14 protein-coding genes are annotated in these 22,342 nt (G+C 72.0%); 5 read left to right on the top strand and 9 right to left on the bottom strand.

Annotated elements, in window-relative coordinates; all coding sequences use genetic code 11:
• Positions 1 to 420: 420 nt before the first annotated feature.
• The 4 genes from ABZT49_RS09270 to ABZT49_RS09285 form a co-directional block, all read right to left on the bottom strand.
• Entirely contained in the window at positions 421 to 1,422 is a 1,002-nt protein-coding gene (locus ABZT49_RS09270) for an SMP-30/gluconolactonase/LRE family protein (protein ID WP_355285570.1), read from the bottom strand.
• Positions 1,423 to 1,681: 259 nt separating this feature from the next.
• The gene (gene garD, locus ABZT49_RS09275) at positions 1,682 to 3,262 is read right to left on the bottom strand and encodes a galactarate dehydratase (RefSeq protein WP_355285572.1); all 1,581 of its coding nucleotides are present in this window, start codon (positions 3,260 to 3,262) and stop codon (positions 1,682 to 1,684) included.
• Between the two features lie 100 nt (positions 3,263 to 3,362).
• Entirely contained in the window at positions 3,363 to 4,304 is a 942-nt protein-coding gene (kdgD, locus tag ABZT49_RS09280; protein WP_355285574.1) for a 5-dehydro-4-deoxyglucarate dehydratase, read from the bottom strand.
• Positions 4,305 to 4,399: 95 nt separating this feature from the next.
• On the bottom strand, positions 4,400 to 5,293 hold the full coding sequence (locus ABZT49_RS09285) for a LysR family transcriptional regulator (protein ID WP_355285576.1): 894 nt from the start codon (positions 5,291 to 5,293) through the stop codon (positions 4,400 to 4,402).
• 103 nt (positions 5,294 to 5,396) lie between these two features.
• On the opposite strand from ABZT49_RS09285, the gene ABZT49_RS09290 reads away from it, so the two are divergent.
• Together ABZT49_RS09290 and ABZT49_RS09295 are read left to right on the top strand one after the other, a co-directional pair.
• Complete coding sequence (locus ABZT49_RS09290) at positions 5,397 to 6,350, top strand: class I SAM-dependent methyltransferase (RefSeq protein ID WP_355285578.1); 954 nt, start codon at positions 5,397 to 5,399, stop codon at positions 6,348 to 6,350.
• Positions 6,351 to 6,914: 564 nt separating this feature from the next.
• Entirely contained in the window at positions 6,915 to 9,191 is a 2,277-nt protein-coding gene (locus ABZT49_RS09295) for a TonB-dependent siderophore receptor (RefSeq protein WP_355285579.1), read from the top strand.
• A gap of 31 nt (positions 9,192 to 9,222) precedes the next feature.
• Here the strand turns inward: ABZT49_RS09295 and ABZT49_RS09300 are convergent, their stop codons facing one another.
• Both ABZT49_RS09300 and ABZT49_RS09305 read right to left on the bottom strand, forming a co-directional pair.
• Positions 9,223 to 12,885 (bottom strand): glycosyltransferase, encoded by a 3,663-nt coding sequence (locus ABZT49_RS09300; RefSeq protein WP_355285581.1) that lies wholly within the window; start codon positions 12,883 to 12,885, stop codon positions 9,223 to 9,225.
• Entirely contained in the window at positions 12,882 to 13,796 is a 915-nt protein-coding gene (locus ABZT49_RS09305) for a glycosyltransferase (RefSeq protein ID WP_355285583.1), read from the bottom strand. The genes ABZT49_RS09300 and ABZT49_RS09305 overlap by 4 nt, the downstream gene beginning before the upstream one ends.
• A gap of 485 nt (positions 13,797 to 14,281) precedes the next feature.
• Between ABZT49_RS09305 and ABZT49_RS09310 the strand changes: the two genes are divergently transcribed.
• Together ABZT49_RS09310 and ABZT49_RS09315 are read left to right on the top strand one after the other, a co-directional pair.
• On the top strand, positions 14,282 to 17,023 hold the full coding sequence (locus tag ABZT49_RS09310; protein ID WP_355285585.1) for a PAS domain-containing protein: 2,742 nt from the start codon (positions 14,282 to 14,284) through the stop codon (positions 17,021 to 17,023).
• A gap of 16 nt (positions 17,024 to 17,039) precedes the next feature.
• Positions 17,040 to 17,540, top strand: a complete 501-nt coding sequence (locus ABZT49_RS09315; RefSeq protein WP_355285587.1) for a cupin domain-containing protein — start codon at positions 17,040 to 17,042, stop codon at positions 17,538 to 17,540.
• A gap of 236 nt (positions 17,541 to 17,776) precedes the next feature.
• On the opposite strand, the gene ABZT49_RS09320 is transcribed toward ABZT49_RS09315, so the two are convergent.
• The 3 genes from ABZT49_RS09320 to ABZT49_RS09330 all read right to left on the bottom strand — a co-directional run bounded on the left by ABZT49_RS09320 (position 17,777) and on the right by ABZT49_RS09330 (position 20,947).
• On the bottom strand, positions 17,777 to 18,607 hold the full coding sequence (locus tag ABZT49_RS09320) for a GNAT family N-acetyltransferase (RefSeq protein WP_355285588.1): 831 nt from the start codon (positions 18,605 to 18,607) through the stop codon (positions 17,777 to 17,779).
• Positions 18,608 to 18,728: 121 nt separating this feature from the next.
• Positions 18,729 to 20,189, bottom strand: coding sequence for an NAD-dependent succinate-semialdehyde dehydrogenase (locus ABZT49_RS09325; RefSeq protein ID WP_355285589.1), 1,461 nt, complete (start codon positions 20,187 to 20,189; stop codon positions 18,729 to 18,731).
• Positions 20,190 to 20,278: 89 nt separating this feature from the next.
• A complete protein-coding gene (locus ABZT49_RS09330) occupies positions 20,279 to 20,947 on the bottom strand; it encodes a haloacid dehalogenase type II (protein ID WP_355285591.1) in 669 nt (222 codons plus the stop codon).
• 295 nt (positions 20,948 to 21,242) lie between these two features.
• Between ABZT49_RS09330 and ABZT49_RS09335 the strand changes: the two genes are divergently transcribed.
• On the top strand, positions 21,243 to 22,178 hold the full coding sequence (locus ABZT49_RS09335) for a glyoxylate/hydroxypyruvate reductase A (protein WP_355285593.1): 936 nt from the start codon (positions 21,243 to 21,245) through the stop codon (positions 22,176 to 22,178).
• The last annotated feature ends 164 nt before the right edge of the window (positions 22,179 to 22,342 follow it).

Raw genomic sequence — 22,342 nt, forward strand, 5'->3', positions numbered from 1 at the left:
TGACGGTGGCGCTGGCCCGGACCACGATCATGGCGGACGGCAAGGAGGTGGCGCTGACGCCGGGCATGACCGCGACGGTGGAGATCCGCACCGGCCGTCGGCGGGTGATCGACTACCTGCTGTCGCCGGTGCGCGAGACGACCTCGACGGCGGGGCATGAGCGGTGAGAGCGGTGAAGGGCTGGCGGTCCCATCTTGGTCGCCAGGGGGAAAGAAGCTCCCACCGCGCAGAATAACCCTCAGTGTCATCCCGGGGCTCGCCGTAGGCGAGAACCCGGGATCCATAACCGCCGACGATGCCGCATGAAGCTGAGCGCGCTCCGCTCCGTCTTGCACCCTCGGCGGTTATGGATCCCGGGTTCCGCTGCGCGGCCCCGGGATGACGTAGAGAGGCGGAGATCGGTGCGTCCGTCGGCCGGGCTCAGCCCAGATCCGCCCCCTGCGTGTTGACGTAGAGCGCGTAGAGCGAGCGGGTCGAGGCCATCAGCAGGCGGTTGCGGTCGCGGCCGCCGAAGCAGAGATTGGCGCAGCGCTCCGGCAGGCGGATGCGGCCGATCATCTTTCCCGCCGGCGAGAGCACCACGACGCCGTCCTCGGCCTCGCCCATGCCCCAGCCGCACCAGAGATTCCCGTCGCGGTCGGCCCGGAAGCCGTCGGCAGTGCCCTTGCCGCAATCGAAGAACACCCGGCCCTCGCCGGAGAGGCCGGTGCCGTCCGCCGTCACGTCGTAGGCGCGGATCAGGCGGTTCGGCTCGGCCCGGGCCTCGATGACGTAGAGGACCCGCTCGTCGGGGGAGAAGCACAGGCCGTTCGGGCCCTTGAGCCCGCGGGCGACCGCCTGGACCGCGCCGGTGGCAGGATCGACCCGGTAGACGTTGCCCGGCAGCTCGGGGGACGCCATCGCCTCGAGCGGGTTCGGGCCGAAGGCCGGATCGGTGAACCAGACCGCGCCGTCGGAGCGGCAGACGACGTCGTTCGGCGAGTTCAGCGGCTTGCCCTCGAACCGGTCGGCCAGCACCGTGATGCGGCCGTCATGCTCGGTGCGGGTCACCCGGCGGGTGCGGTGCTCGCAGGTGAGGAGCCGGCCCTGGCGGTCGCGGGCGTTGCCGTTGGCGTAGTTGGCCGGCTTGCGGAAGGTCGTGAGCTCGCCGGTCTCCTCATCCCACTTGAGGATGCGGTCGTTGGAGACGTCGCTGACCAGCAGCATCCGCATGTCGCCGAACCACACCGGTCCCTCCGCCCAGCGGAAGCCGGTGGCGAGGCGCTCGATGCTGGCGAGCCCGATGCGGACTTTGGCGAAGCTCGGATCGAGGACCTCCACGGCCGGATCGGGCAGCCTCTGCGCCGGCTCGAAGGCCCGCGCCGCGCTCGCCGCGACCGTGGCGGCGCCCGCCGCCAGGAATGCCCTGCGGTCGAAACTCATGGTGTCCTCCCTCTTGTTGTGCTGGTTGCTCCAGCGGTTTTCTTATCCTCCGCGTCATTCCGGGGCCGCGCAGCGGAGCCCGGAGTGCCGAAGGCACGCCCAGAATCTCAGGTTGGTCAGAAAGAAGCGAAGAGCACTCCGCTTGATCCTGAACCATCCGCGGATCTGGATCCCGGGCTCCGCTTTCGCAGCCCCGGGATGACCCTGCGAGGTGGAGCCGGAGCGATGGTCCTGTGGCGCTCCATCGTCCGCGGGTATTTCAGGTGATCGGCGCCGGGTTGAACAACGTCAAATCGTTGTAGAGCCCCCAATGGTCCGACCACGGCTTCTTGCACCCGCTCGCCACGTCGAGGATCAGGCGGAAGAGCTCCCAGCCGGTCTCCTCGATCGTCGCCTCGCCGGTGGCGATTTTTCCGGCGTCGAGGTCGATCAGGTCGGACCAGCGCTGGCTGAGTTCGGTGCGGGTCGCGACCTTGATCACCGGCGCCTCGGCCAGCCCGTAGGGCGTGCCGCGGCCGGTGGAGAAGACCTGGAGGGTGATGCCGGAGGCGAGCTGCAGCGTGCCGCAGACGAAGTCGCTGGCCGGCGTCGCGGCGAAAATCAGGCCCTTCTGGCTCACCCGCTCGCCGGGTGCCAGCACCCCGCGGATCGCGCTGGTGCCGGACTTCGCCACCGAGCCGAGCGCCTTCTCGACGATGTTGTTGAGCCCGCCCTTCTTGTTGCCGGGCGACGGGTTGGCGCTGCGGTCGGCCCCGCCTTGCGCGAGGTAGTCGTCGTACCACGCCATCTCGCGCACCAGCGCGCGGGCCACCTCCTCGCTCTCGGCCCGCGGGGTAAGGAGGTGGATCGCGTCGCGCACCTCCGTGACCTCCGAGAACATCACCGTGGCGCCGGCCCGCACCAGCAGGTCGGCGGCGAAGCCCAGCGCCGGGTTGGCGGTGACGCCCGAGAAGGCGTCGCTGCCGCCGCATTGCAGGCCGACGACGAGGTCGGCCGCCGGGCAGGTCTCGCGGGTGCGCCGGTTCAGCACGGCGAGCCGGGCCTCCGCCATCGCCATGATGCTGTCGAGCATCATCCCGAAGCCCTGGTGAGCCTCGTCCTGGAGGCGGACCACGCCGTCTCCTTGCCCGTCCGGCAGCAGCCGCTCGGAGACCAGCTTCTCGCAGCCGAGGCCGACCACCATCACCTCGCCGCCGAAATTCGGGTTCCGGGCCAGGCTCTGGAGGGTGCGGATCGGGATCACCGCCTGCGGCGCGTTGATGGCGACGCCGCAGCCATAGGCGTGGGTCAGCCCGATCACGTCGTCGACGTTGGGGTAGCGCGGCAGCAGCTCTTTCTTGATCCGCCGGATCGCCACTTCGAGAGTGCCGGCGACGCATTGCACGCTGGTCGAGATCGCCAGGATGTTGCGGGTGCCGACCGAGCCGTCCGGATTGCGATAGCCCTCGAAGGTGTAGCCGTCGAGCGGCGGCAGCGGGGCCGGCACGCGGGTGGCGAGGGGCAGCTGGTCGAGGTCGGGCGCAGTCGGGGTGCGCACCCGCGATTCCTCGACCCAGCCGCCCCGCGGGATGTCGCGGAGCGCCGTGCCGATCACCTCGCCGTAACGGCGGATCTCGGCGCCCTCGGGAATGTCGGCCAGCGCCACCTTGTGCCCTTGCGGCACGAATTCCTGAAGCACGAGGCCGTCGGGAAAGGCGGTGCCGGCCGGCAGCCCGAAGGCGTTGACCACGATCGCGACGTTGTCGGTCTCGTGCAGGCGGATGGTGCGGGGCGCGTCGCCCCGCGGCGCGGGGGCCGCACCGGTGTCGTGTCCCTCGGTCGTCCGCGGCTCGTCCAGCATCGGCTCCCTCCTGGCGTGGCCGGCGTCGTGACGCGCCGGTTCTCGAATGGAAACGGCGGTGCCGTCCTCACGGACGGCACCGCCTGAACGTCTTCTACGCTTATTCGGCGGCCAGCGCCCGGGCCGGGCTGATCCGGTCGACGAGGGCCTGCAGCTCCGCCTGCTCGGCGGCGGTGAGGTCGGTGAGCGGGTGACGCACCGGGCCGGAATCGCGCCCGACCGCCCGCATGCCGGCCTTGATGATCGAGACGGCGTAGCCCTTCCGGCGGTTGCGGATCTCGATCAGCGGCAGGATGAACTCGCGCAGGCCCTTCGCCACCGCCGCCCGGTCGCGGCGGCGCACGGCGGCGTAGAAGTCGAGGGCGAAGCCCGGCACGAAGTTGAAGACTGCCGAGGAATAGGTGGTCACGCCCATCTCGAGATAGGGCAGGGCGAAGGTCTCGGCGGTGGGCAGGCCGCCGATATAGGTCAGCCGGTCGCCGAGCCGCGAATAGACCCGGGTCATCAGCTCGATGTCGCCGATGCCGTCCTTGTAGCCGACGAGGTTGGGCAAGCGGTCGCAGAGCCGCGCCAGCGCATCGGGGCCGATCACCGCGTTGTCGCGGTTGTAGACGATCACGCCGAGGCCGGTCGAACGGCACACCGCCTCGATATGGGCCGAGAGGCCCTCCTGCTCGGAGCCGACGAGATAGGGCGGCAGCAGGAGCAGGCCGTCGGCACCAGCCTTCTCGGCGCTCTTTGCCATCTCGCAGGCGATGGCGGTGCCGTAGCCGGCGCCGGCCAGCACCGGCACGCGGCCGGCGGTTTCGGCGACCGCGACGCCGACCACGCGGGCGACCTCGGCCGGGGTGAGGGAGAAGAACTCGCCGGTGCCGCCCGCCGCGAACAGGCCGGCGACGTCGTAGCCGCACAGCCAGTCGAGGTTGCTGCGGTACTGCGCCTCGTCGATGGCGAAATCGGCGGTGAAGGGGGTGACCGGGAAGGAGAGCAGGCCGGCGCCGAGGCGCTGGGCCATGTCGACGGGCGAGAGCGCGGTGGCCATCGGGTGTTTCCTCAACTCGAGTCTCGGGGCTGTCCCCGCTGGTCCCGAGGTCTAGCGCCGCGGATCATGCCCTTCCAGCACCATGTCGGCATGGTTCAATCCAATTCCGGCATCGATCCCGCGAGTTCGGCCAGGATCGGGATCAGCGGGTTGTCGTTGCCGCGGCGCCAGACGAGAAAAAGCTCCACCGGCCGGCGCGGCGCCGGGATCAGGGGTTTGAGCGTCACGCCGGCGACCCGGAGCGAGGCCGCCGATTCCGGCACCAGGGCGAGGCCGAGCCCTGAGCGCACCAGCGACAGGATGGTGTGGATCTGCGCCAGGTGCTGCACCGCCCGGGGGCTGAGGTCGGCCTCGGCAAAATAGTCGCCGACGAGGTCGTGGAAGTAGCGCGCCTCGTCCGGCGCATAGGCGATCAGGGGCTCGGCGGCGATGGCTTGCGCCGTCACGCCCGCGCTGGTGGCGAGGGGATGGTCGTCGGGAAGCGCCACCACCAGGGTCTCGCGGGCGATGCGCAGGGAGCCGTCGGCCGCCGGCGGCAGGGGCGGGCGCATCAGGCCGAGATCGATGCCTTGCGACCCCAGCGCCTCGGCCTGGGCGGCGCTGATCATCTCCTTCAGGTGGATGTCGGCCTCCGGCAGGCGATTGCGGGCCGCCCGCACCAGGTCGGGCAGGGTGCGGTAGGCGGCGGCGGCCGTGAAGCCGAGGGTGATGCTGCCGGCCTGGCCCGCCGCCACCCGGCGGGCGGTCGCGGCCGCCTCGTCCGACAGGCGCAGGATCCGGCGCGCCTCGGTGAGGAAGCGGCGCCCGGCCGGGGTCAGGCGCACGGCACGGCTGGTGCGGTTGAGGAGCGCGACGTCGAGGACGCGCTCCAGCACCTGGATCTGCCGGCTCACCGGCGGCTGGGTCAGGTGCAGCCGCTCGGCGGCGCGGCCGAAATGCAGCTCCTCGGCCACCGCCACGAAGCAGCGCAGCTGGCTCAGTTCGAACATTCGGGGTACTCCGCGCCGGCGGGATGAAAACCGGATGCTCGCGCGTTCGCAACCCGGGGCTCGGGTGATCCTCCGGCCGTGATCCGACAAGAGAAGGCCGCCGATGTCCTCGCCGCTCCACCTCGTCCGGCATGCCGTCCCGTTCACCGCCTACCCGTACCGGGGCGAGGGGATGGCGTGCAATCTCTGCGGCGGGACGCAGACCCTGACCGTCGCCGAGACCGACCGGCGCCTGAAGCGGCTGCGCTCCGTCGCCTGCACGGAATGCGGGCTGATCCGCACCGACCCGATGCCGACCGCCGCCGAGCTCGACGCCTACTATGCCTCGGCCTACCGCGCCGCCTACCAGTTCGCCCTCGGCCGGCGCCCGCCGCGCCACCACCTCCACCGCTCCCGGCGCGAGGCGGGGTTTCGGGCCGACCTGCTCGGCCCCGCCCTGCGGCCGGGCGCGCGGGTGCTCGATTTCGGCGCGGGCTCGGGCGAGTTCCTGGCCGCCGCGGCCGCGCGGGGCTGCACCGTGACGGGCGTCGAGCCCGGCCGCTCCTACGCCGCCTTCGCCCGCGCCGAGCACGGCGCGCGGGTGCTCGACGGGATCGAGGACCTCTCGCCCGAGGAGCGCTTCGACGTCGTCACCGTGCACCACGTGCTGGAGCACCTGCGCGACCCCGTCGACACCCTGGCGCGGCTGGCCCTCCGGCTCGCCCCGGGCGGCGTGCTCTACGCCGCGGTGCCCAACATGGCGGCGACGGGCAAGCCGCCGCACGAGCGCTTCCACTTCGCCCATGTCCACGGCTTCGTGCGCGAGACCCTGGACCGCGCCGCCCGCCGCGCCGGGCTGGTGCCGCACCCGGATTACTGGCGCGAGGACACGACGGTAGTGTACCGGCCCGCCGAGGCCTCCGACGGGCCCGCCCCCGCCGCGCCCGGCCTGGCGCAGGACCTCGCCGCCGCCCTCGCGCCGGTCCGCCCCGGCGCCTACCTCGCCTCGGGCGCCTGGCTCCGCCCGATGGTCCGGCGGAATGCCAAGGCGATCCGGGATACGTTCGGGGGGCGGTAGGGCGGGTTCGAGGGACGGGGACGGCCGGCTTCCTTCCCAGGTCCCGCAGAGCAGGGCAATTCTCCCAAGAAGAGACGCGGATCTTCTCCTCTCCCCGCGGGCGGGGAGAGGGCCGAGCCCTCGTTCAGAGGGAGAGGCAAGCGCAGGCGAAGCCGGAGCGAGGGTGAGGGGGTGTTTCCGGATGAGGCTCCTTCGGAAACACCCCCTCACCCTCGCCCTGCGGGCTTGCTGTTCCCCCTGGACGGTGGAACAGCCCTCTCCCCGCCCGCGGGGAGAGGAGAAGTCCCGCGGTCTTCCTTTCTCCGGACAGCCTGGCCCCCGCTCGAGGACCACCATCCTCCTCCGGCACGCCGCCCACCCCTATGACCCACGCCCCACCTCGTTGCGGAATTGCCACGAGCCCTAACATCCACCGCGCAATTCAGGATTCCGCCTTCGCATGCCGATCCGGCGTGCTAGAAAAAATCTAGCTGGAACAACAACTTAGTATCATTCTAAAGAACGGCGTCACCCCGGGCGGGTCATCCTCCCAGGGCAGGTGGGCCGTTGCCCGAAGGTCTCGCCATGCGTTCCCATCCCCGCCTTCCCGTCCGGTCCCGCCGCCTCGTCGCCGCCCTCGCCGGCGGCGTCTCCCTGATCGGGCTCGCCGCCGGGGGCGCGGCGGCGCAGGAGGCGACGCCGCCGCGCCAGGGTGCCGCGGCCGGCGGCGCGATCCAGCTCGAGGCGATCGACGTCGCCGGCAACGGCGCCGCCGCCGGAGCGCCGGCCGGCGCGGCCGTAATCGCGGCCCGCCCGAAGGAGGATCCGCGCGGCCCGATCGACGGCTACGTCGCCAAGCGGACGCTGACCTCGACCAAGACCGACACGCCGTTGATCGAGACGCCGCAATCGGTCACCGTAATCGGGCGCGAGCAGCTCGACGCCTTGAAGCCGCAGCAGGTCGCCGACGCGGTCGCCTACTCGGCCGGCGTCTACGGCAACGTGTTCGGGCCGGATCCGCGGGTCGACTTCTTCCTGATCCGCGGCTTCACGGCGAACGATACCGGCCTGTACCGGGACGGCCTGCAGCTCTTCAATTACGGTTTCGCCACCTACAAGGTCGACCCGTTCGGCCTCGAGCGCATCGACGTGCTGCGCGGGCCGGCCTCGGTCCTGTTCGGCCAGGGTGGCCCCGGCGGCTTGATCAACCTGATCAGCAAGAAGCCGCCCATCGAGCCGCTGAACTATGTCGAGGTCGGCGGCGGCTCGTTCGGCCAGAAATACCTCGCCTTCGATTTCGGCGGTCCGGCCGACAAGGAGGGCCACTGGTTCTACCGCCTGACCGGCATCGGCCGGCAGGGCGGCACCCAGATCGACGGGCTCGACGAGAATCGCGGCTACATCGCCCCGTCCTTCACCTACAAGCCGGACGGCGCCACCACCTTCACGCTGCTGTCGAACTTCCAGTACGACGATACCGGCCGCCTCAACGCGTTCCTGCCGTATTACGGCACGGTCCGGCCGACGGTGCTCGGCCTGCGCATCCCGCAGAACTACAACGTCTCGGATCCGTTCAACAACACATACCGGCGCAGCCAGGCCAGCGTCGGCTACGAGTTCGAGCACGTCTTTAACGATACCTGGACCTTCCGGCAGAACCTGCGCTACGCCTTCAGCGATTCGCTCGACGACGCATTCCTCGGCGGCCTGTTCGGCCTGAACGGCACCGGCTACGCCGACGCGAACCAGACCCAGATCGCCCGCTACCGCTTCCGCGCCTCGTCGCGCGCGCGTCTGTTCAACGTCGACAACCAGGCGGTGGCCCGGTTCGACGACGGCCTGTTCAAGCACACCTTCCTGATGGGGCTCGACTACAAGAACTTCCAGCTCAACGACAACAACGCCACCGGCGGCTTCGTCGGCCCGACGGTCGCCAACTTCAACATCATCACGCCGAACTACGGCAGCCCGAGCGTCCCGGTCGCGCCCTATCTCGTCAATTACGACGTGTTCCAGCAGCTCGGCCTCTACTACCAGGACCAGATCAAGCTCACGCCCGAGCTGACCCTGGTCGTGTCCGGCCGCGGCGACTTCACCTCGAACGAGGTCAACAACCGGCTCACCAGCACTCAGACGCGGCAATCGGCCAATGCCTTCACGCAGCGCTACGGCCTGATCTACAACTTCGATTTCGGCTTGGCGCCGTATGTCAGCTACGCGACCTTCTTCAATCCGCAGGTCGGCACCAACTTCTTCAGCCAGCCATTCAAGCCGACCACCGGCGACCAGTACGAGGTCGGCGTCAAGTACGAGATCCCGGGTGCCAACGCCTTCCTGACGCTCGCCGCCTTCGATCTCGCGCTCGCCAACACCCTCACCGCCGACCCGACCAACGCCCTCAACCAGCTCCAGCTCGGCGAGACCCGCTCGCGCGGCTTCGAGGCCCAGCTGGTGGCCAACATCACCAAGGACTTCAACGTCGTCGCGTCGTTCACGAGCTACAACCTCGAAGTCACCAAGGGCGACGTCGGCACGATCGGCCGGACGCCGACCAACGTGCCGGAGACCCTGGCCTCGGTCTTCGCCGACTACACCATCCCGACCGGCGACTGGGCCGGCTTCGGCTTCGGCGCCGGCGTGCGCTACGTCGGCCGCTCCTTCGCCGACGTGAGCAATACCCTGACGGTGCCCGAGCGCGCCCTGTTCGACGCGGTGATCCATTACAGCCGCGACAACTGGCGCTTCGCCATCAACGCCGCCAACCTCGCCGACAAGCGCTTCGTCTCGTCGTGCCAGTCGGTCACCGCCTGCTTCTACGGCGAGCAGCGCCGCATCACCGCGAGCCTGAGCTACAAGTGGTGAGGCGAGAGGCGGGGAGGTCGCTCCCCGCCCGTCACCCCGGGATCATCCCGAGGACGTGGCGCGGGAAGTCGGGCAGGGCGACCGTGCCGCTCTCGTAGACCTGGAACACGCTGAGCGTCCCGTCCCGCAGGGCGTCGAGGGGCAGCTGGATCTCGAAGCCGGCGGTCAGCGCGTCGGAATCCGCCAGATGCGCCGCCACGTCCTGCCGGGTGATGCTCTCGGCGATCATGAACCGGCGCCCGCCCCGGCCGCCCCAGCGGGCGATCCAGGCGAGCGGCCGGCCGCGCCCGGAGGCGAAGCACCAGCCCGCCACAGTGACGGGCGTGCCGAGGATGGCTGAGGCCTCCCCGATCGTGACGGCGTCGAGGTTCGGGCGGCTGCGCGCTCGTGCGATCCAGGCCCGGCGCAGGGCCGGCGGCGTCTCGGCCGTGACGAGGCAGGCGCGCGTGCCGGGCGCGACGAAGAGCGTGGTCCCGGCCTCGTGGAGATCCGCGCCGCTCTCGTCGCCGATCAGGGCGCGCAGCCGGTAGCAGCCGGGCGGTATGTCGCGCATCTGCGCCTCGGCGCCGAGCCGCACAGCGCCGTCCTCGTCGCGCCGCGCCGCCCGGGTCCAGGCCGTGCCCGCGTCGCTCGACAGGATCAGGTAGGACGGACCGCGCCGCGCGCCGTCCGGCACCAGCACGTCGAGGCGGGTGCGACCGCCCTGGCGCGCCACCGGCACATCCTCGACCAGCGGCAGCCCGTGGCCGGCGAGGAGCACGGGCTCCGCGCTCCGGCGCAACGCGCCCTCCGGCACCGGCAGGCCGGTCCGCCACGGCGTGACGGGGCCCGGCGCGGGGAAGCCCGGGGCGGTGAAGCGCGCGACCTCCCGGGCCGCCGCGACGTGATCGGGAAAGACCTGGAGCAGGTCGACCACGTGCAGGCCCGCCGGCAGGTCCGCGGTGCGAATCTGCGCCGCGAAGCCCGCCTGCTCGGCCCGGCCGGTGCCGAACCGGCCGGCGAGCTCGGGGCGGCGCTCGGGGAAGGCGGTGACGTAGCGCGTGGCGGTCGCCGAGCGCAGCCGCAGCCAGGTCTGCATGGGGCGTCCGGCCTCCGGCCGCCAGATCCAGCCGCGCAGCGAGAGGCTGTCGCCGGCCGCGCAGGCACCGATCCGGCCGGGCAGCCGCTGCCCGTCGACGACGAGGTCGGCGATCTCCCACGACAGGCCCGGATCGCCCGGCGCCAGCGTCCGCTCGGGCAGGGCCGCCACCGCCGGCGGCAGGGCCTCCGTGACGGCGCTCGTCTCCTCGGCCCCGTCCCAGACGATCGCCGGGCCGGTCCAGTCGGGGTGGTTGAGGCGGTATCCGAGATCGAGGGCCGAGAGGGTGAAGGGCGCGGACGGTTCGCCCGGCGCGGCGTGCGGAACGGGCCGGGCCGCGATCAGGTCGCGGTAGAGCGCCGCCATCCGCGCGGCGTGCCCGGCCACGGTCGGGAAGGTCCTCTTCGCGATCGCGGCGTGCAAGGCCGCGACGAGGTCCGGATCGTGCGCCAGCCGCCGCAGGGCCTGGCGCACGGCGCCGGACTCGCCGGGCGGGACCTTCAGGCCGTCGACGCCGTCGGTGACCCGCTCCCCCTGGGCGCCGAGATCGGTGGCGATCGGGATCAGGCCGGCCCGCCACGCCTCGGTCAGCGAGATCATGTAGGTCTCGGGCCAGAGCGAGAGGTGGAGCGACACGTCGCAGCCGGCGAGGAGCGCCGGCACCTCGTCGCGGGTGTAGCCGCCGCGCAAGGTCAGCCGCTCCCCCGCCTGCGCCTCGAAGGCGGCGGCGAGGTAGCTCTCGACATAGCCCAGCACCTCGAAGACGATGGGCTCGCCCTCCGTGATGCGCAGGAGTTCGAGCAGGGTCCGGGCGCCCTTGTGGTCGACGACGTTGCCGAGCACCGCGACCCGCAGAGGAGGGCGTTTCCCGGGGGTGGTCGTCTTGAGGGTGGTCGTCTTGGGGATAGTCGTCTCGGAGGCGGCGGGCACCGGTTGCGGCAGGGATGCGGGCTCCGCATCGACCATCTCGATCACCGCGACCCGGGCCGTCGCCTCCGGGTAGAAGGCCCGGACGTAGTCGGCGGTGGCGGGCGTGCTGGTGACGAAGGCGTCGAGGCTCGGGAGCATCCGCGCCACGAACCCGTCGCGCCGGGCCTTCGCGCCGGCGGGCAGCCCCTCGGTGCCGGCGAGGCAGCCGTCGCACTGCCCCTCGCCCCGGTTGACCACGTCGCAGAACCGGCCGTGCTGGTTCATCAGGGTGTAGCGGTGGCAGACCAGGAAGAAGTCGTGCAGCTGGGCCACCACCGGCACGCCGTGCGCCCGGGCGATCGCCGGCAGGCTCAGGGGCAGGCCGAGCAGGTGGTGGACGTGGACGAGGTCGATGCGGCGCTCGACCAGGATGCGCTCGAACAGGGCCTCGATCTCGGGGCTCGCGAGCAGCCGCTCCGCCGGCGGGATCGGCAGTGTCTCCGAGGTCGCGCCCTCGTCGAGGCGCAGCACCCAGGCCTCCTCCTCGAAGGAGGGGTAGAGGAACAGGGGCTCGAACCCGTCGAGGGCCTCCGCGAGCTGCTCCTGGTAGAACTCCACCCCACCGCCCTGTCGCCGCCCGGCCCGGTTGTGGGCGACGAAGAGCAGGCGGGGCTTGGGCGCGGTCGAGACGGGCGCGACCGACATGGTCTCACGCTCCAGGACCGCCCGCACGATCACGTCGACCCGGTGGTCGTAGAGGTGCTCGGCGCGGGTGCGCGCCCGGGCCCGTCCGGCCATGGCGATGCGCTCGTCCGGGTCGGCCAGCAGGGCGGCGATCGCCTCGACGGCGTCGTCCTCGGCGCAGGCGCGGATCTCGCGCCCGGCCTCGTAGTAGTCGAAGGTTTCCGGATCCGCGCCGACCACGAGCTGCGCGCCGCCGGCGAGCGCCACCTCGAACAGCCGCGGCGGCGGCGTCGTGCCGGACGGGGTCTCGTCGGCGCCCGCGGTGAAGATCCGGGGCAGGGTCAGCACCACCCGGCTGGCATTGGCGAGCCGGGCGAAATCCTCGTTGCCGCAGCGCCAGTCGATGATCAGGTCGTTACGCACCAGCACGGCCGGCGGCAGGTAGGCGTTGGCCGGCAGCGCGACCTTCACCTTGAGGTCGTGGGGAAAGGCCGACAGGATCCGGTTGAGCGTCGCCACTCGGTTCGGCCAGGCCGTGCCGACGAACAGGAGGTCGTAGCGGTAATCCGCGTCGACCGGCCGGACGGGCAGATCCTGGAACAGGGTCGTGGCCGCCAGCGGCAGGTGCCGGGCGCCGGCTTCATAGCGGGGCAGCGAGCCGCGATCGTTGGTGAAGACGAGGTCGAAGCAGCCCGAGAGCCGGGCATTGGCCGCGCTCAAATACGGGTCCTCGGTGGTCCAGAGCGCGCTGGTGCCGGCGAGCGCGCAGAGGCGCCGCAGCAGCGCGTGGTGACGGCTCGCACCGCCGAGCGCCAGGACGAGGTCGAACCGCTCATCCTGCGCCAGCGCCACCGCGTCGGCATGGGTCGCCCGCACCACCCGCGCGACCGACGGGTGGCGCCGCAGGGCGTCGGCGACCGCGAGCGCGATGTAGGCGTTGCTGGTCCTCGGCTCGGTGTCGAGCAGGAGCACCGAGAGAGGCGCGGGGAGGGGCAAGACGATTCCCTTGGCGGTTCCGGTCACGCGGCCATCGCCGCCAGGATGGTCTCGGCCCGGTGGCGGTAGGTGTGGGCGTCGAGGACCCGCGCGCGGGCGCGCTCGGCCATCGCCTCGAAGGCGGCAGGCTCGCGGCGGGAGCGGGCGATGGCGTCCGCGATCTCGTCGACGTCGTCGAAGAGCAGGATCTCCCGGCCCTCCTCGAAATAGTCCAGGATCTCGAGCCCGGCGGCGAAGCAGAGCTGCGGCGCGCCGGCGAGCGCGGCCTCGAAGACCCGCGGCCCCGGCGTCGCGGCCGGCAGCCGGAAGCGCCGGTTGGCGATGTCGAGGTCGCGGCCGACCGCCAGGGTGAGGCGCGCCGCGCTCGCCCGGTCGGCCATCGCGGCGGGCTCCAAGCGGATGTTCTCGGCGAAGGGCAGGGCGGCCGGCCAGCCCGCGCCGCGCACCTCGACCCGGCACCCCGACAGGCTGCCTTGCGCGCGCTCCAGGAGCGCGATCCGGTTCGGAAACGCGGCGCCGCAGAAGAACAGGTCGAGGCTCCGCTCCGCCATCGGACGTACGCGCCGGTCGTGGGTCCGGCGGCAGGCGGCGAGCGGCAGGTGCGAGACGGACGGGTGCCGGTAATGCGGCAGGGCCCAGCGGTCGTTGGTGAAGATGTGGTCGGCCAGGGCCTCGGCCTTGGCGGCGTAGTCGAACTCGTAGGGATCGTCGTGCAGCCAGAATGCGAGGCGGGCGCCCGCCCGCCGGACGCTGCGCGCCAGCCCGCGCAAGGGGGCGGCATCCACCGCGACGCTGCCCAGCGCCACGACGAGGTTCGGGCGGAAGTCGGCGACCGCCTCCTCGGCGAGTTCCAGCGGGCTCGCCCGCACGGCGCCGGGGCCGAGCACGTCCGCGAAGCCGTCGCGCAGGGCGTCGCGGATCGGGACGTTGTGGTTCACCGCGTCCGGGCTCGTGCTCGCCACAAGGACCTTTTCGGGAGACGAGCCTTTCAGGAGCATGCGGACCGGTGTGGCGAGGAGGGTGATGCGGGCGACGGGGGACTAGGAGCAGACACGGGAATAGGGGAAGACACGGGGGTCTGGAAAGGCCCGGGGAAGGCGAATGCCGAACCCGCGCAAGCCGTCGGGATCGAGGCGTCGCCCACGGCCGTCTCCACCCCATCCCGTCGCTCAGGCCCCATGCCCCAGGGGGACTCGACGGGGGATCCGACACGGAACCCGAGGCGCCCTCGGACGCTCTCCCCCGGATCCGCGGCCGTCCGCTTCCGGACGATCCGGCGACAGGTCGCCTCGCGCGTGATAGGATAGGGAACCATGATTGCCCGCATGCCTCCGCCGCGCCATTCCTCCGCACCCGGCGCCCCGCGAGGCGGGTCCGGCTCCGCTCCGCACGCCACCCGCGGCCCGATCCTCCGCCCGGCCTCATGAACGCCCCGGATTATCGGAGCCTCTTCGAGGCCGCCCCCCATCCCTACCTCGTCCTCGACCCGCAGGGCCGCGTCGTGGCGGCGAACCAGGCCTATCGCCGGGCCTGTCGCGACGGCGCGGATCGCGACGACCCGGACCACCTCGTCGGCCGCCACCTCCGGGAGGTATGCCCGGGCGGGGGCGCCCCGCTGCAGGCCTCGGTCGCCCGCGCGGTCGCGACCGGCCGGCCCGACATCGTCGCGCCTGAGGGCGCCGGCTGGAGCGTCACCCACATCCCGGTGCGCGACGCCGCCGGCGCGGTCGGCGCGGTGCTGCACCACCGGACCGGACCGGCGGCCGTCTCCTCGCAGGAGGCCCCGACCGGGCGAGATGCCTCGGTCCTGCAAGAGGCTTTGGTCCTGCAAGAGGCTTTGGCCCTGCAGGAGGCGCAGGAGCGGCGCGAGCAGATCTTCCAGCAGATGCCGGGCTTCGTCGCGGTTTTGCGCGGACCCGCCCACGTCTTCGAATACGTCAACGACGCCTACGTGACGATCGCCGGCGAGCGTGATTTCGTCGGCCGCACCGTGCGCGAGGCCTTCCCCGAGCTCGCCGACCAGGGTTTCTACGAGCTCCTCGACACGGTCTACCGCACCGGCCGGCCCTTCGCCGCCCGCGCGATGCCGATCCTCCTCACCGGCGACGAGGCCGAGCGCGCCATCGACCTTCTGTACCAGCCGCTGCGGGACGGGTCCGGCGCGGTCACCGGCATCTTCGTTGGCGGCTACGACGTCACCGAGCAGGTCCGCTCGCAGGCCGCGCTCCGCGACAGCGAGGACCGCTACCGCACCCTGCTCGAGAGCATCGACGTCGGGTTCTGCATCCTCGAGATGAAGTTCGACGGCGCCGGCCGCGCGGTCGATTACCGGATCGCCGAGGCGAACCCCGCCTTCGCCCGCCAGACCGGGGCCGACGTCGCGGGCCTGTGGGTGAGCGAGTTCGCCCCCGACCTCGAGCGGCACTGGTTCGACACCTACGGCCGCGTGGCGCTGACCGGCGAGCCGGTCCATTTCGAGAACCAGGCCGACGTGTTCGGGCGCTGGTTCGACGTGCGGGCCCTGCGGGTCGGCGATCCGGCCCTGGCCCGGGTCGCGGTGTTCTTCAGCGACATCTCGGACCGCAAGCGCATGGAGGAGGCGCTGCGGGTCCTCAACGCCTCGCTGGAGCAGCAGGTCGCCCAGCGCACCGCCGAGCGCGACCAGATCTGGCAGGCCTCGACCGACCTGTTCTGCGTCGCCACCCTCGACGGCTACTTCGCCAGCCTCAACCCGGCCTGGACCGCGCTCCTCGGCTGGAGCGAGGCCGAGCTCCTGGCCCGCCCGTTCCTCGACTTCGTGCACCCGGACGACCTGCCGGCGACGGTCGCGGCGGCGGCGGACCTGGCGCGGGGCGAGGCGCTGCCGACCTTCGAGAACCGCTACCGGCACCGGGACGGCTCGTATCGCTGGCTGTCCTGGAACGCCGTGCCGCGGGACGGGCGCATCTACGCCACGGTGCGCGACGTCACCGCGATCCGGGTCCAGGCCACCGCGCTCGCCCAGGCCGAGGAGGCGTTGCGGCAGTCGCAGAAGATGGAGGCGGTGGGCCAGCTGACCGGCGGCGTGGCGCACGACTTCAACAACCTGCTCACCATCATCCGCTCGTCGGTGGATTTCCTGCGCCGGCCCGAGCTGCCGGAGGCGCGCAAGCGCCGCTACCTCGACGCGGTCTCCGATACGGTCGACCGCGCCGCCAAGCTCACCGGCCAGCTCCTCGCCTTCGCCCGCCGCCAGGCCCTGTCGCCGGCGGTGTTCGACGTCGGCGACAAGGTGCGGGGCGTCGCCGACATGCTCGACACGGTCACGGGTACCCGCGTGCGGGTCGTGGTGGCAGTGCCCGACGAGCCGTGCTTCGTGCGCGCGGATCTCAGCCAGTTCGAGACCGCGCTCATCAACATGGCGGTCAACGCCCGCGACGCCATGGAAGGCGAGGGCACGCTGACCTTGAGCCTCACCGGCGGCGTCCCGATGCCGCCGATCCGGGGCCATGCCGGCTCCCAGAACGCCTTCGCGGCGATCTCGCTGACCGATACCGGGCCGGGCGTGCCGCCGGACCTGATCGGCCGCATCTTCGAACCGTTCTTCACCACCAAGGAGGTCGGCCGGGGAACCGGCCTGGGCTTGAGCCAGGTGTTCGGCTTCGCCAAGCAGTCGGGCGGCGACGTCGACGTGACGAGCCGCCCAGGGCATGGCGCCACCTTCACCCTCTACCTGCCGGAATCTCCGGCGGCCGCCGCGTTCCAGGACGACGGCACCGCAGACGCCTCGGCCTCGCCGATCGGCGCCGGCGAGAGCGTGCTCGTCGTCGAGGACAACATCGAGGTCGGCCGCTTCTGCACCCAGATCCTGCAGGACCTCGGCTACCGCACCACCTGGGCGACCAACGCCGAGGAGGCGCTCGACCGGCTCGGGCCCGACGGGGCCGGGTTCGACGTGGTGTTCTCCGACGTGGTGATGCCCGGCATGGGCGGCCTCGCGCTCGCCCACGAGCTGCGCCGGCGCCTGCCGCGCCTGCCCGTGGTGCTCGCCTCCGGCTATAGCCACGTGCTTGCCCAGGACGACGCCCACGGCTTCGAGCTCCTGCACAAGCCGTACTCGGCCGAGCAGCTCGGCCAGATCCTGCGCCGCGTCACCGGGCCGGGCTCGCGGCAGCGGGCGGGGTGAGGAGCGGGAGTTCGCGATGGAGCCCGACAGCATCGTCCTCGCGGCCAACGGGTTCGTGCCGAACAACCCGGTTCTGCCGGTGCTGCACTATCGCGGCGTCACTGCTGGCGCCGCGGATCCGGCCGCCGCCTTGGAAGCGCTCTTCTCCCGCAACGGCTGGCCGGCGCAGTGGCGCGGCGGCGTCTTCGCCTATCACCACTACCACTTGACCGCCCACGAGGTGCTGGGCATTGCCGGGGGCCGCGCCCGCCTGGTCCTCGGCGGCGAGGGCGGCCGTGCGGTCGCGGTGGAGGCCGGTGACGTCCTGGTGCTGCCGGCCGGCACCGGCCATTGCCGGCTGTCGGCGAGCCCGGACTTCCTGGTGGTCGGCGCCTATCCGCCGGGCCAGAGCTTCGACCTGTGCCGCGCGGCCCCGGACGCCGCCGCGCTCGCCCGCATGGCCCGCCTCGGCTTTCCCGACAGCGACCCGGTCCACGGACCCGGCGGCCCGTTGACCCGGTTGTGGCGCCGGCCGTGAGGCGGCGCGAAGGATCTTCGCGCTTCACGGAGCGGTCAGGCCCCGGGGCAGGACGTGCGCTGCGATCGCTTCGGCCGGATGACGGTCGGCGCGCCACCTGGATGATAGACCCGCCTGGGCACCCGGATCCCGGTTTCGTTCCATAATGCTAGTTATGCGAATCAAGGAGCCTGGTCCGGAACCTCCTCCCCCTGGCAGTTCGGGACGCAGGGCCTGCCGCGTCCCGAGCTATGCGTCTACCCGAGCGCCTGGTTGGCGAGGGTGAAGATCCGGGCCGGGCCGGTCGCGGGCGGCTCGCCCCGGGTCATCGTCACCGACAGGTCGACATTGGCGAGGCCGCAGGCCTGCGCGAAGGCGACGAGCGGCCCGTCGCGCTCCGGCGTGTCGAGCCGCAGGAACGTGCCGGCCCGATCCCGCACATGAGGGCTCGCGAGCGCGACCGCGGATTCCGCGTCCGCGGCGACGACCGGGCCGACGATGTGCCCCCGGCCGAAGGGCCGGCAGACCGCGTAGCCGGTGATCCGGCCGTCCTCTTCCAGGACGACGGTCCGCCCGGCACGGGCCAGGGCATCGAGCATTCGGGCGCGGTCACCGCCCGCGGCCTCGCGGTCGAGGACGGCGATGGCCGGCCGGTCGGCCTCCGTGGCCGGGCGCACCCGCGGATCGTCGATTGCGGCGGCGACATCGACGATCCCCTGGTACTGCGTGTTGGAGCCGGTGACCCGAAAACCCTCGGATTCGTAGAGCCGCCGGCCCGCCTCCGTCGCGGTGAGCCGGATCGTGCGCGGGCCCGCGGCGGAAAACAGCTCCCGCATCAGCCGCCGGCCGGTGCCCTGGCCCTGTAGCCGGGGCGAGACGATCACCATGCCGATGGTGGCGAGCCCGTCGTCGAAGGGCCACCACATCGCCGACCCCGTGACATGGCCGTCCGCGTCGCAGGCGACGAGGCCGTGGCCGATCTCCCACATCAGGCGCCAATCCTCCGCCCGGTGCGGCCAGCGCGCCTCGAGCGAGAGACCGTGCAGGGCCGCGATGTCGGCCTCGGTCATCGGGCGGAGCGTCGGCATGGCGTCCGTCCGGGTGATGGTGGCGGGGTTCGTCACTGCGTCGGGTCTCCGTGCCGCGGGCCGGGAAGGATGAGGCACCCCGACGCTCGCCGGAGGGCCGGGGCGCCGGAGCGGAGGACGGTCAGAGGCCGCCCATGTGGAACGACTTCAGCTCCAGGTACTCGTCGATGCCGTAGGCCGAGCCCTCGCGGCCGAGGCCCGACTGCTTGACGCCGCCGAAGGGCGCGGCCTCCATCGAGACCGTGCCGGTATTGAGCCCGACCATGCCGAATTCCAGCGCCTCGCCGACCCGCCAGGCCCGGCGGATGTCGGCGGTGTAGAAGTACGAGGCGAGGCCGAACGGCGTCGCGTTGGCGATGGCGATCGCATCCTCCTCGCGGGAGAAGCGCATCAGCGGGGCGAGCGGGCCGAAGGTCTCCTCGGAGGCGAGCCGCATGCCCGTCTCGGCCCCGGTCAGCACCAGCGGCGGCACGAAGCGGCCGCGCAAGGAGCCGGGATCGCCCGACACCAGCCGCGCGCCGCGGGCGAGCGCGTCGTCGAGATGCGCCGTGACCTTGGCGGCGGCGGCGTCATTGATCAGCGGGCCGATGGTGACACCGGCCTCGAAGCCGTTGCCGACCCGGAGCTTCGCCGCTTCCTCGCCTAAGCGCGCGGCGAGGCGGTCGTGGATGCCGTCCTGCACCAGGATGCGGTTGGCGCAGACGCAGGTCTGGCCGGCATTGCGGAACTTCGAGGCCATGATGCCGGCGACCGCCTGGTCGAGATCGGCGTCGTCGAACACGATGAACGGCGCGTTGCCGCCGAGCTCCAGGCTCAGCCGCTTGATGGTCGGGGCCGACTGGGCCATCAGCAGCCGCCCGATCGCGGTCGAGCCGGTGAAGGACAGCTTGCGCACGGTCTCGCTGCCGGTCATCTCGGCGCCGATCGGCGCCGCCTGGCCGGTGACGACGCTGAACACCCCCTTCGGCACCCCGGCCCGCTCGGCCAGCACCGCGAGCGCCAGGGCCGAGAACGGCGTCAGGTCGGCGGGCTTGACCACGATCGGGCAGCCGGCAGCGAAGGCCGGCGCCACCTTGCGGGTGATCATCGCGATCGGAAAATTCCACGGCGTGATCGCCGCGCAGACGCCGACCGGCTCCTTGAGCACCAGCACCCGGCGGTCGCCGGCGGGCGCGGTGAACACGTCGCCGGTGATCCGGCGCGCTTCCTCCGCGAACCACTTCGCGAAGCTCGCCCCGTAGGCGACCTCGCCGCGGGCCTCGGCCAGCGGCTTGCCCTGCTCGGCGGTCATGATCGCCGCGAGGTCCTCGGCATTCTCGAGGATCAGGGCGTTCCAGCTTTCCAGGATCGCCGCGCGCTCTGCCGGCGGCGTGCGGCGCCAGGCCGGAAAGGCGGCGTCCGCCGCCGCGATCGCCGCGCGGGTCTCCGACGCGCCGCAATCCGGCACGGTGCCGAGAATCTCGCCGGTCGCCGGGTCGGTCACCGCCAGGGTGCCGCCGGCTTCGGAATCGCGCCACTCGCCGGCGATGAAGGCCTGGAAGCGCAGGAGCGTGGGATCGCGCAGGCGGTCCTTGGTGAACATGGGGCGTCCTCGGACAGGTCGGAGATGGGTCGGACCACGCGGCGGCCGCGACTCCGGCGCTCGGCCGGCTCGCGGCACGGCTCGCGTCCTTACAGGCCGAGCAGGCCCGGCAGACCGCGGATGTCCTTGATCTCGTGATAGCCGTAATAGGGATTGGCCGGCTCGTGGCCGCGATTGACCCACACCTTGTTGGTGATGTGCATGTCGTGCGCGGTCATCAGGTCGTAGCGGAAGCTCGACGAGCAGTGCAGGATGTCCTCCGGGCCGCAGCCGAGCTGGTCGAGCATGTACTCGAAGGCCTGCATCCGCGGCTTGTAGGCCTGGGCCTCCTCCGCCGTGTAGGCGGCGTGGAACGGCGCGCCGAGCTTGGCGACGGAATGCGGGATCAGGTCCTTCATCGAGTTCGACAGGATCACCAGGGGGAATTCCTTGGCGACCTTGGCGAGACCCTCGACCGTGTCCGGATGCGGGCCCCAGGTCGGCACCGCGGCGTAGACCGCGTCGGCGTCGCTGTCGCGGTACTCCACCCCGTTGCGCTTGCAGGTGCGGATCAGCGCGTTGGCGACCACGTCCTTGTAGGGCTTCCAGGCGCCCAGCACCTCGTCGAGGCGGTAGGCCGAGAAGTCTTCCACGAAGGCGTCCATGCGCTCCGCGGCAACGCGGTCGGCGTAGAGCCGGCGGGCGACGGGCGCCATCTCGAAGTAGATCAGCGTGCCGTAGCAATCGAAGGTGATGTACTTGGGCGCCAGGCGGGTCATCGGGATCTCCCTGCGGTGTTCGACCGTGGTGAAACATTAAGACCGCCCGACCGCACCCGGACGCCGATCTGGCGGCCTTAGAAGCGGTGTTCCTGCGCTTTCGCCGCCGCCGGACGGCATGTCGTGCCGGAGGGGCCGCGCCGCAGCCTCTGCCGCCAGGAGCGCACCCGTCGCGACGTTCCGTCTGCTGATACCCCGTGATTCAGCGCCTCCCGCGGGCGACGTCCCCTTAATCTTGGTCCATCAGCGGGACCGCCCGGACGGGCGCCGCGTCTTCGAGCCAGCGAGGCCCCCCATGACCAGACCTGTCATCGCCTACAAGTCGGACCCGGTCCGCGGCGCCGTCTGGCACGACATCTTCGCCCGCGAGGCGCCCGACCTCCGCCTCGTCGACTGGACTCCGGAGGGCGACGCGGCCGAGGCGCCCTACCTCGTTGCCTGGACGCCACCGCCGGATCTCTCCCGCGCGATGCCGCGGCTCGAGGCCCTGTTCTGCATCGGGGCCGGCATCGACCACCTCCCCGTCCACGAACTGCCGCAAGCCGTGCAGGTGGTGCGGATGGTCGATCCGAACCTCACCGCCTCGATGGTCGAGTACGTCGTGATGGCGGTGCTGGCGCTCCACCGCGACCTGCCCTTCTACCGGACCGAGCAGGCGGTCGGCCGCTGGACTCCGCGTCCGGTGCGGCCGGCGACGGAGCGCCGGGTCGGCCTCATGGGGCTCGGCGTGCTCGGCCAGGCGGCGGCACGGGCGCTCGCCGGATTCGGCTTCCCGGTCCGCGGCTGGAGCGCGTCCCCCAAATCCCTCGACGGGATCGAGACCTTCGCGGGTGAGGCCGAGCTCGGCCACTTCCTGTCCGGCACCGACATCCTGGTCTGCCTGCTGCCGCTCACCCCGGCGACCCGCGGCCTCCTGAACCGCGACCTGTTCGCTCGGCTGCCCCTCGGCGCCGGACTGGTGAATGCCGGGCGCGGCGGCCACGCGGTCGAGGCCGACCTGATCTCCGCCCTCGACAGCGGGCAGCTCTCGGGAGCGATCCTCGACGTGCTGGCGACGGAGCCGCCGCCGGCCGGTCACCCGCTCCTCGCTCATCCGCGGGTGATGGTGACGCCGCACGTGGCGAGCGCCACCCAGCCGGCGGGCGCGGCGCGGCAGGTGATCCAGGGCGTGCGCGCCCACTTACGCGGCGAGCCGATCCCGCACGCGGTCGACCGCTCGCAAGGGTACTGACGCCGGCCCTTGAACGCAGGACGTGCAGTCCCATCTAAGGCACACGCGGGCCGCGGGGTCCGGGCAACCCCCTGCCCTCCCCCGTCGCCTCGATCAGATCCTTCCGGGTCCGAGCGAGTTGACAGGCGAGCCGGCTACCCTTAAACGACCGCTCACCGACGGGG

Source organism: Methylobacterium sp. EM32, from assembly GCF_040593685.1.
In the GTDB taxonomy this organism is placed as follows: domain Bacteria; phylum Pseudomonadota; class Alphaproteobacteria; order Rhizobiales; family Beijerinckiaceae; genus Methylobacterium.

Bases quoted from the DNA above. Each gene is read 5' to 3' on its own strand.
- ABZT49_RS09270 (WP_355285570.1), bottom strand. From the start codon at position 1,422: ATGAGTTTCGACCGCAGGGCATTCCTGGCGGCGGGCGCCGCCACGGTC.
- garD (WP_355285572.1), bottom strand. From the start codon at position 3,262: ATGCTGGACGAGCCGCGGACGACCGAGGGACACGACACCGGTGCGGCC.
- kdgD (WP_355285574.1), bottom strand. From the start codon at position 4,304: ATGGCCACCGCGCTCTCGCCCGTCGACATGGCCCAGCGCCTCGGCGCC.
- ABZT49_RS09285 (WP_355285576.1), bottom strand. From the start codon at position 5,293: ATGTTCGAACTGAGCCAGCTGCGCTGCTTCGTGGCGGTGGCCGAGGAG.
- ABZT49_RS09290 (WP_355285578.1), top strand. From the start codon at position 5,397: ATGTCCTCGCCGCTCCACCTCGTCCGGCATGCCGTCCCGTTCACCGCC.
- ABZT49_RS09295 (WP_355285579.1), top strand. From the start codon at position 6,915: ATGCGTTCCCATCCCCGCCTTCCCGTCCGGTCCCGCCGCCTCGTCGCC.
- ABZT49_RS09310 (WP_355285585.1), top strand. From the start codon at position 14,282: ATGAACGCCCCGGATTATCGGAGCCTCTTCGAGGCCGCCCCCCATCCC.
- ABZT49_RS09315 (WP_355285587.1), top strand. From the start codon at position 17,040: ATGGAGCCCGACAGCATCGTCCTCGCGGCCAACGGGTTCGTGCCGAAC.
- ABZT49_RS09320 (WP_355285588.1), bottom strand. From the start codon at position 18,607: ATGCCGACGCTCCGCCCGATGACCGAGGCCGACATCGCGGCCCTGCAC.
- ABZT49_RS09325 (WP_355285589.1), bottom strand. From the start codon at position 20,189: ATGTTCACCAAGGACCGCCTGCGCGATCCCACGCTCCTGCGCTTCCAG.
- ABZT49_RS09330 (WP_355285591.1), bottom strand. From the start codon at position 20,947: ATGACCCGCCTGGCGCCCAAGTACATCACCTTCGATTGCTACGGCACG.
- ABZT49_RS09335 (WP_355285593.1), top strand. From the start codon at position 21,243: ATGACCAGACCTGTCATCGCCTACAAGTCGGACCCGGTCCGCGGCGCC.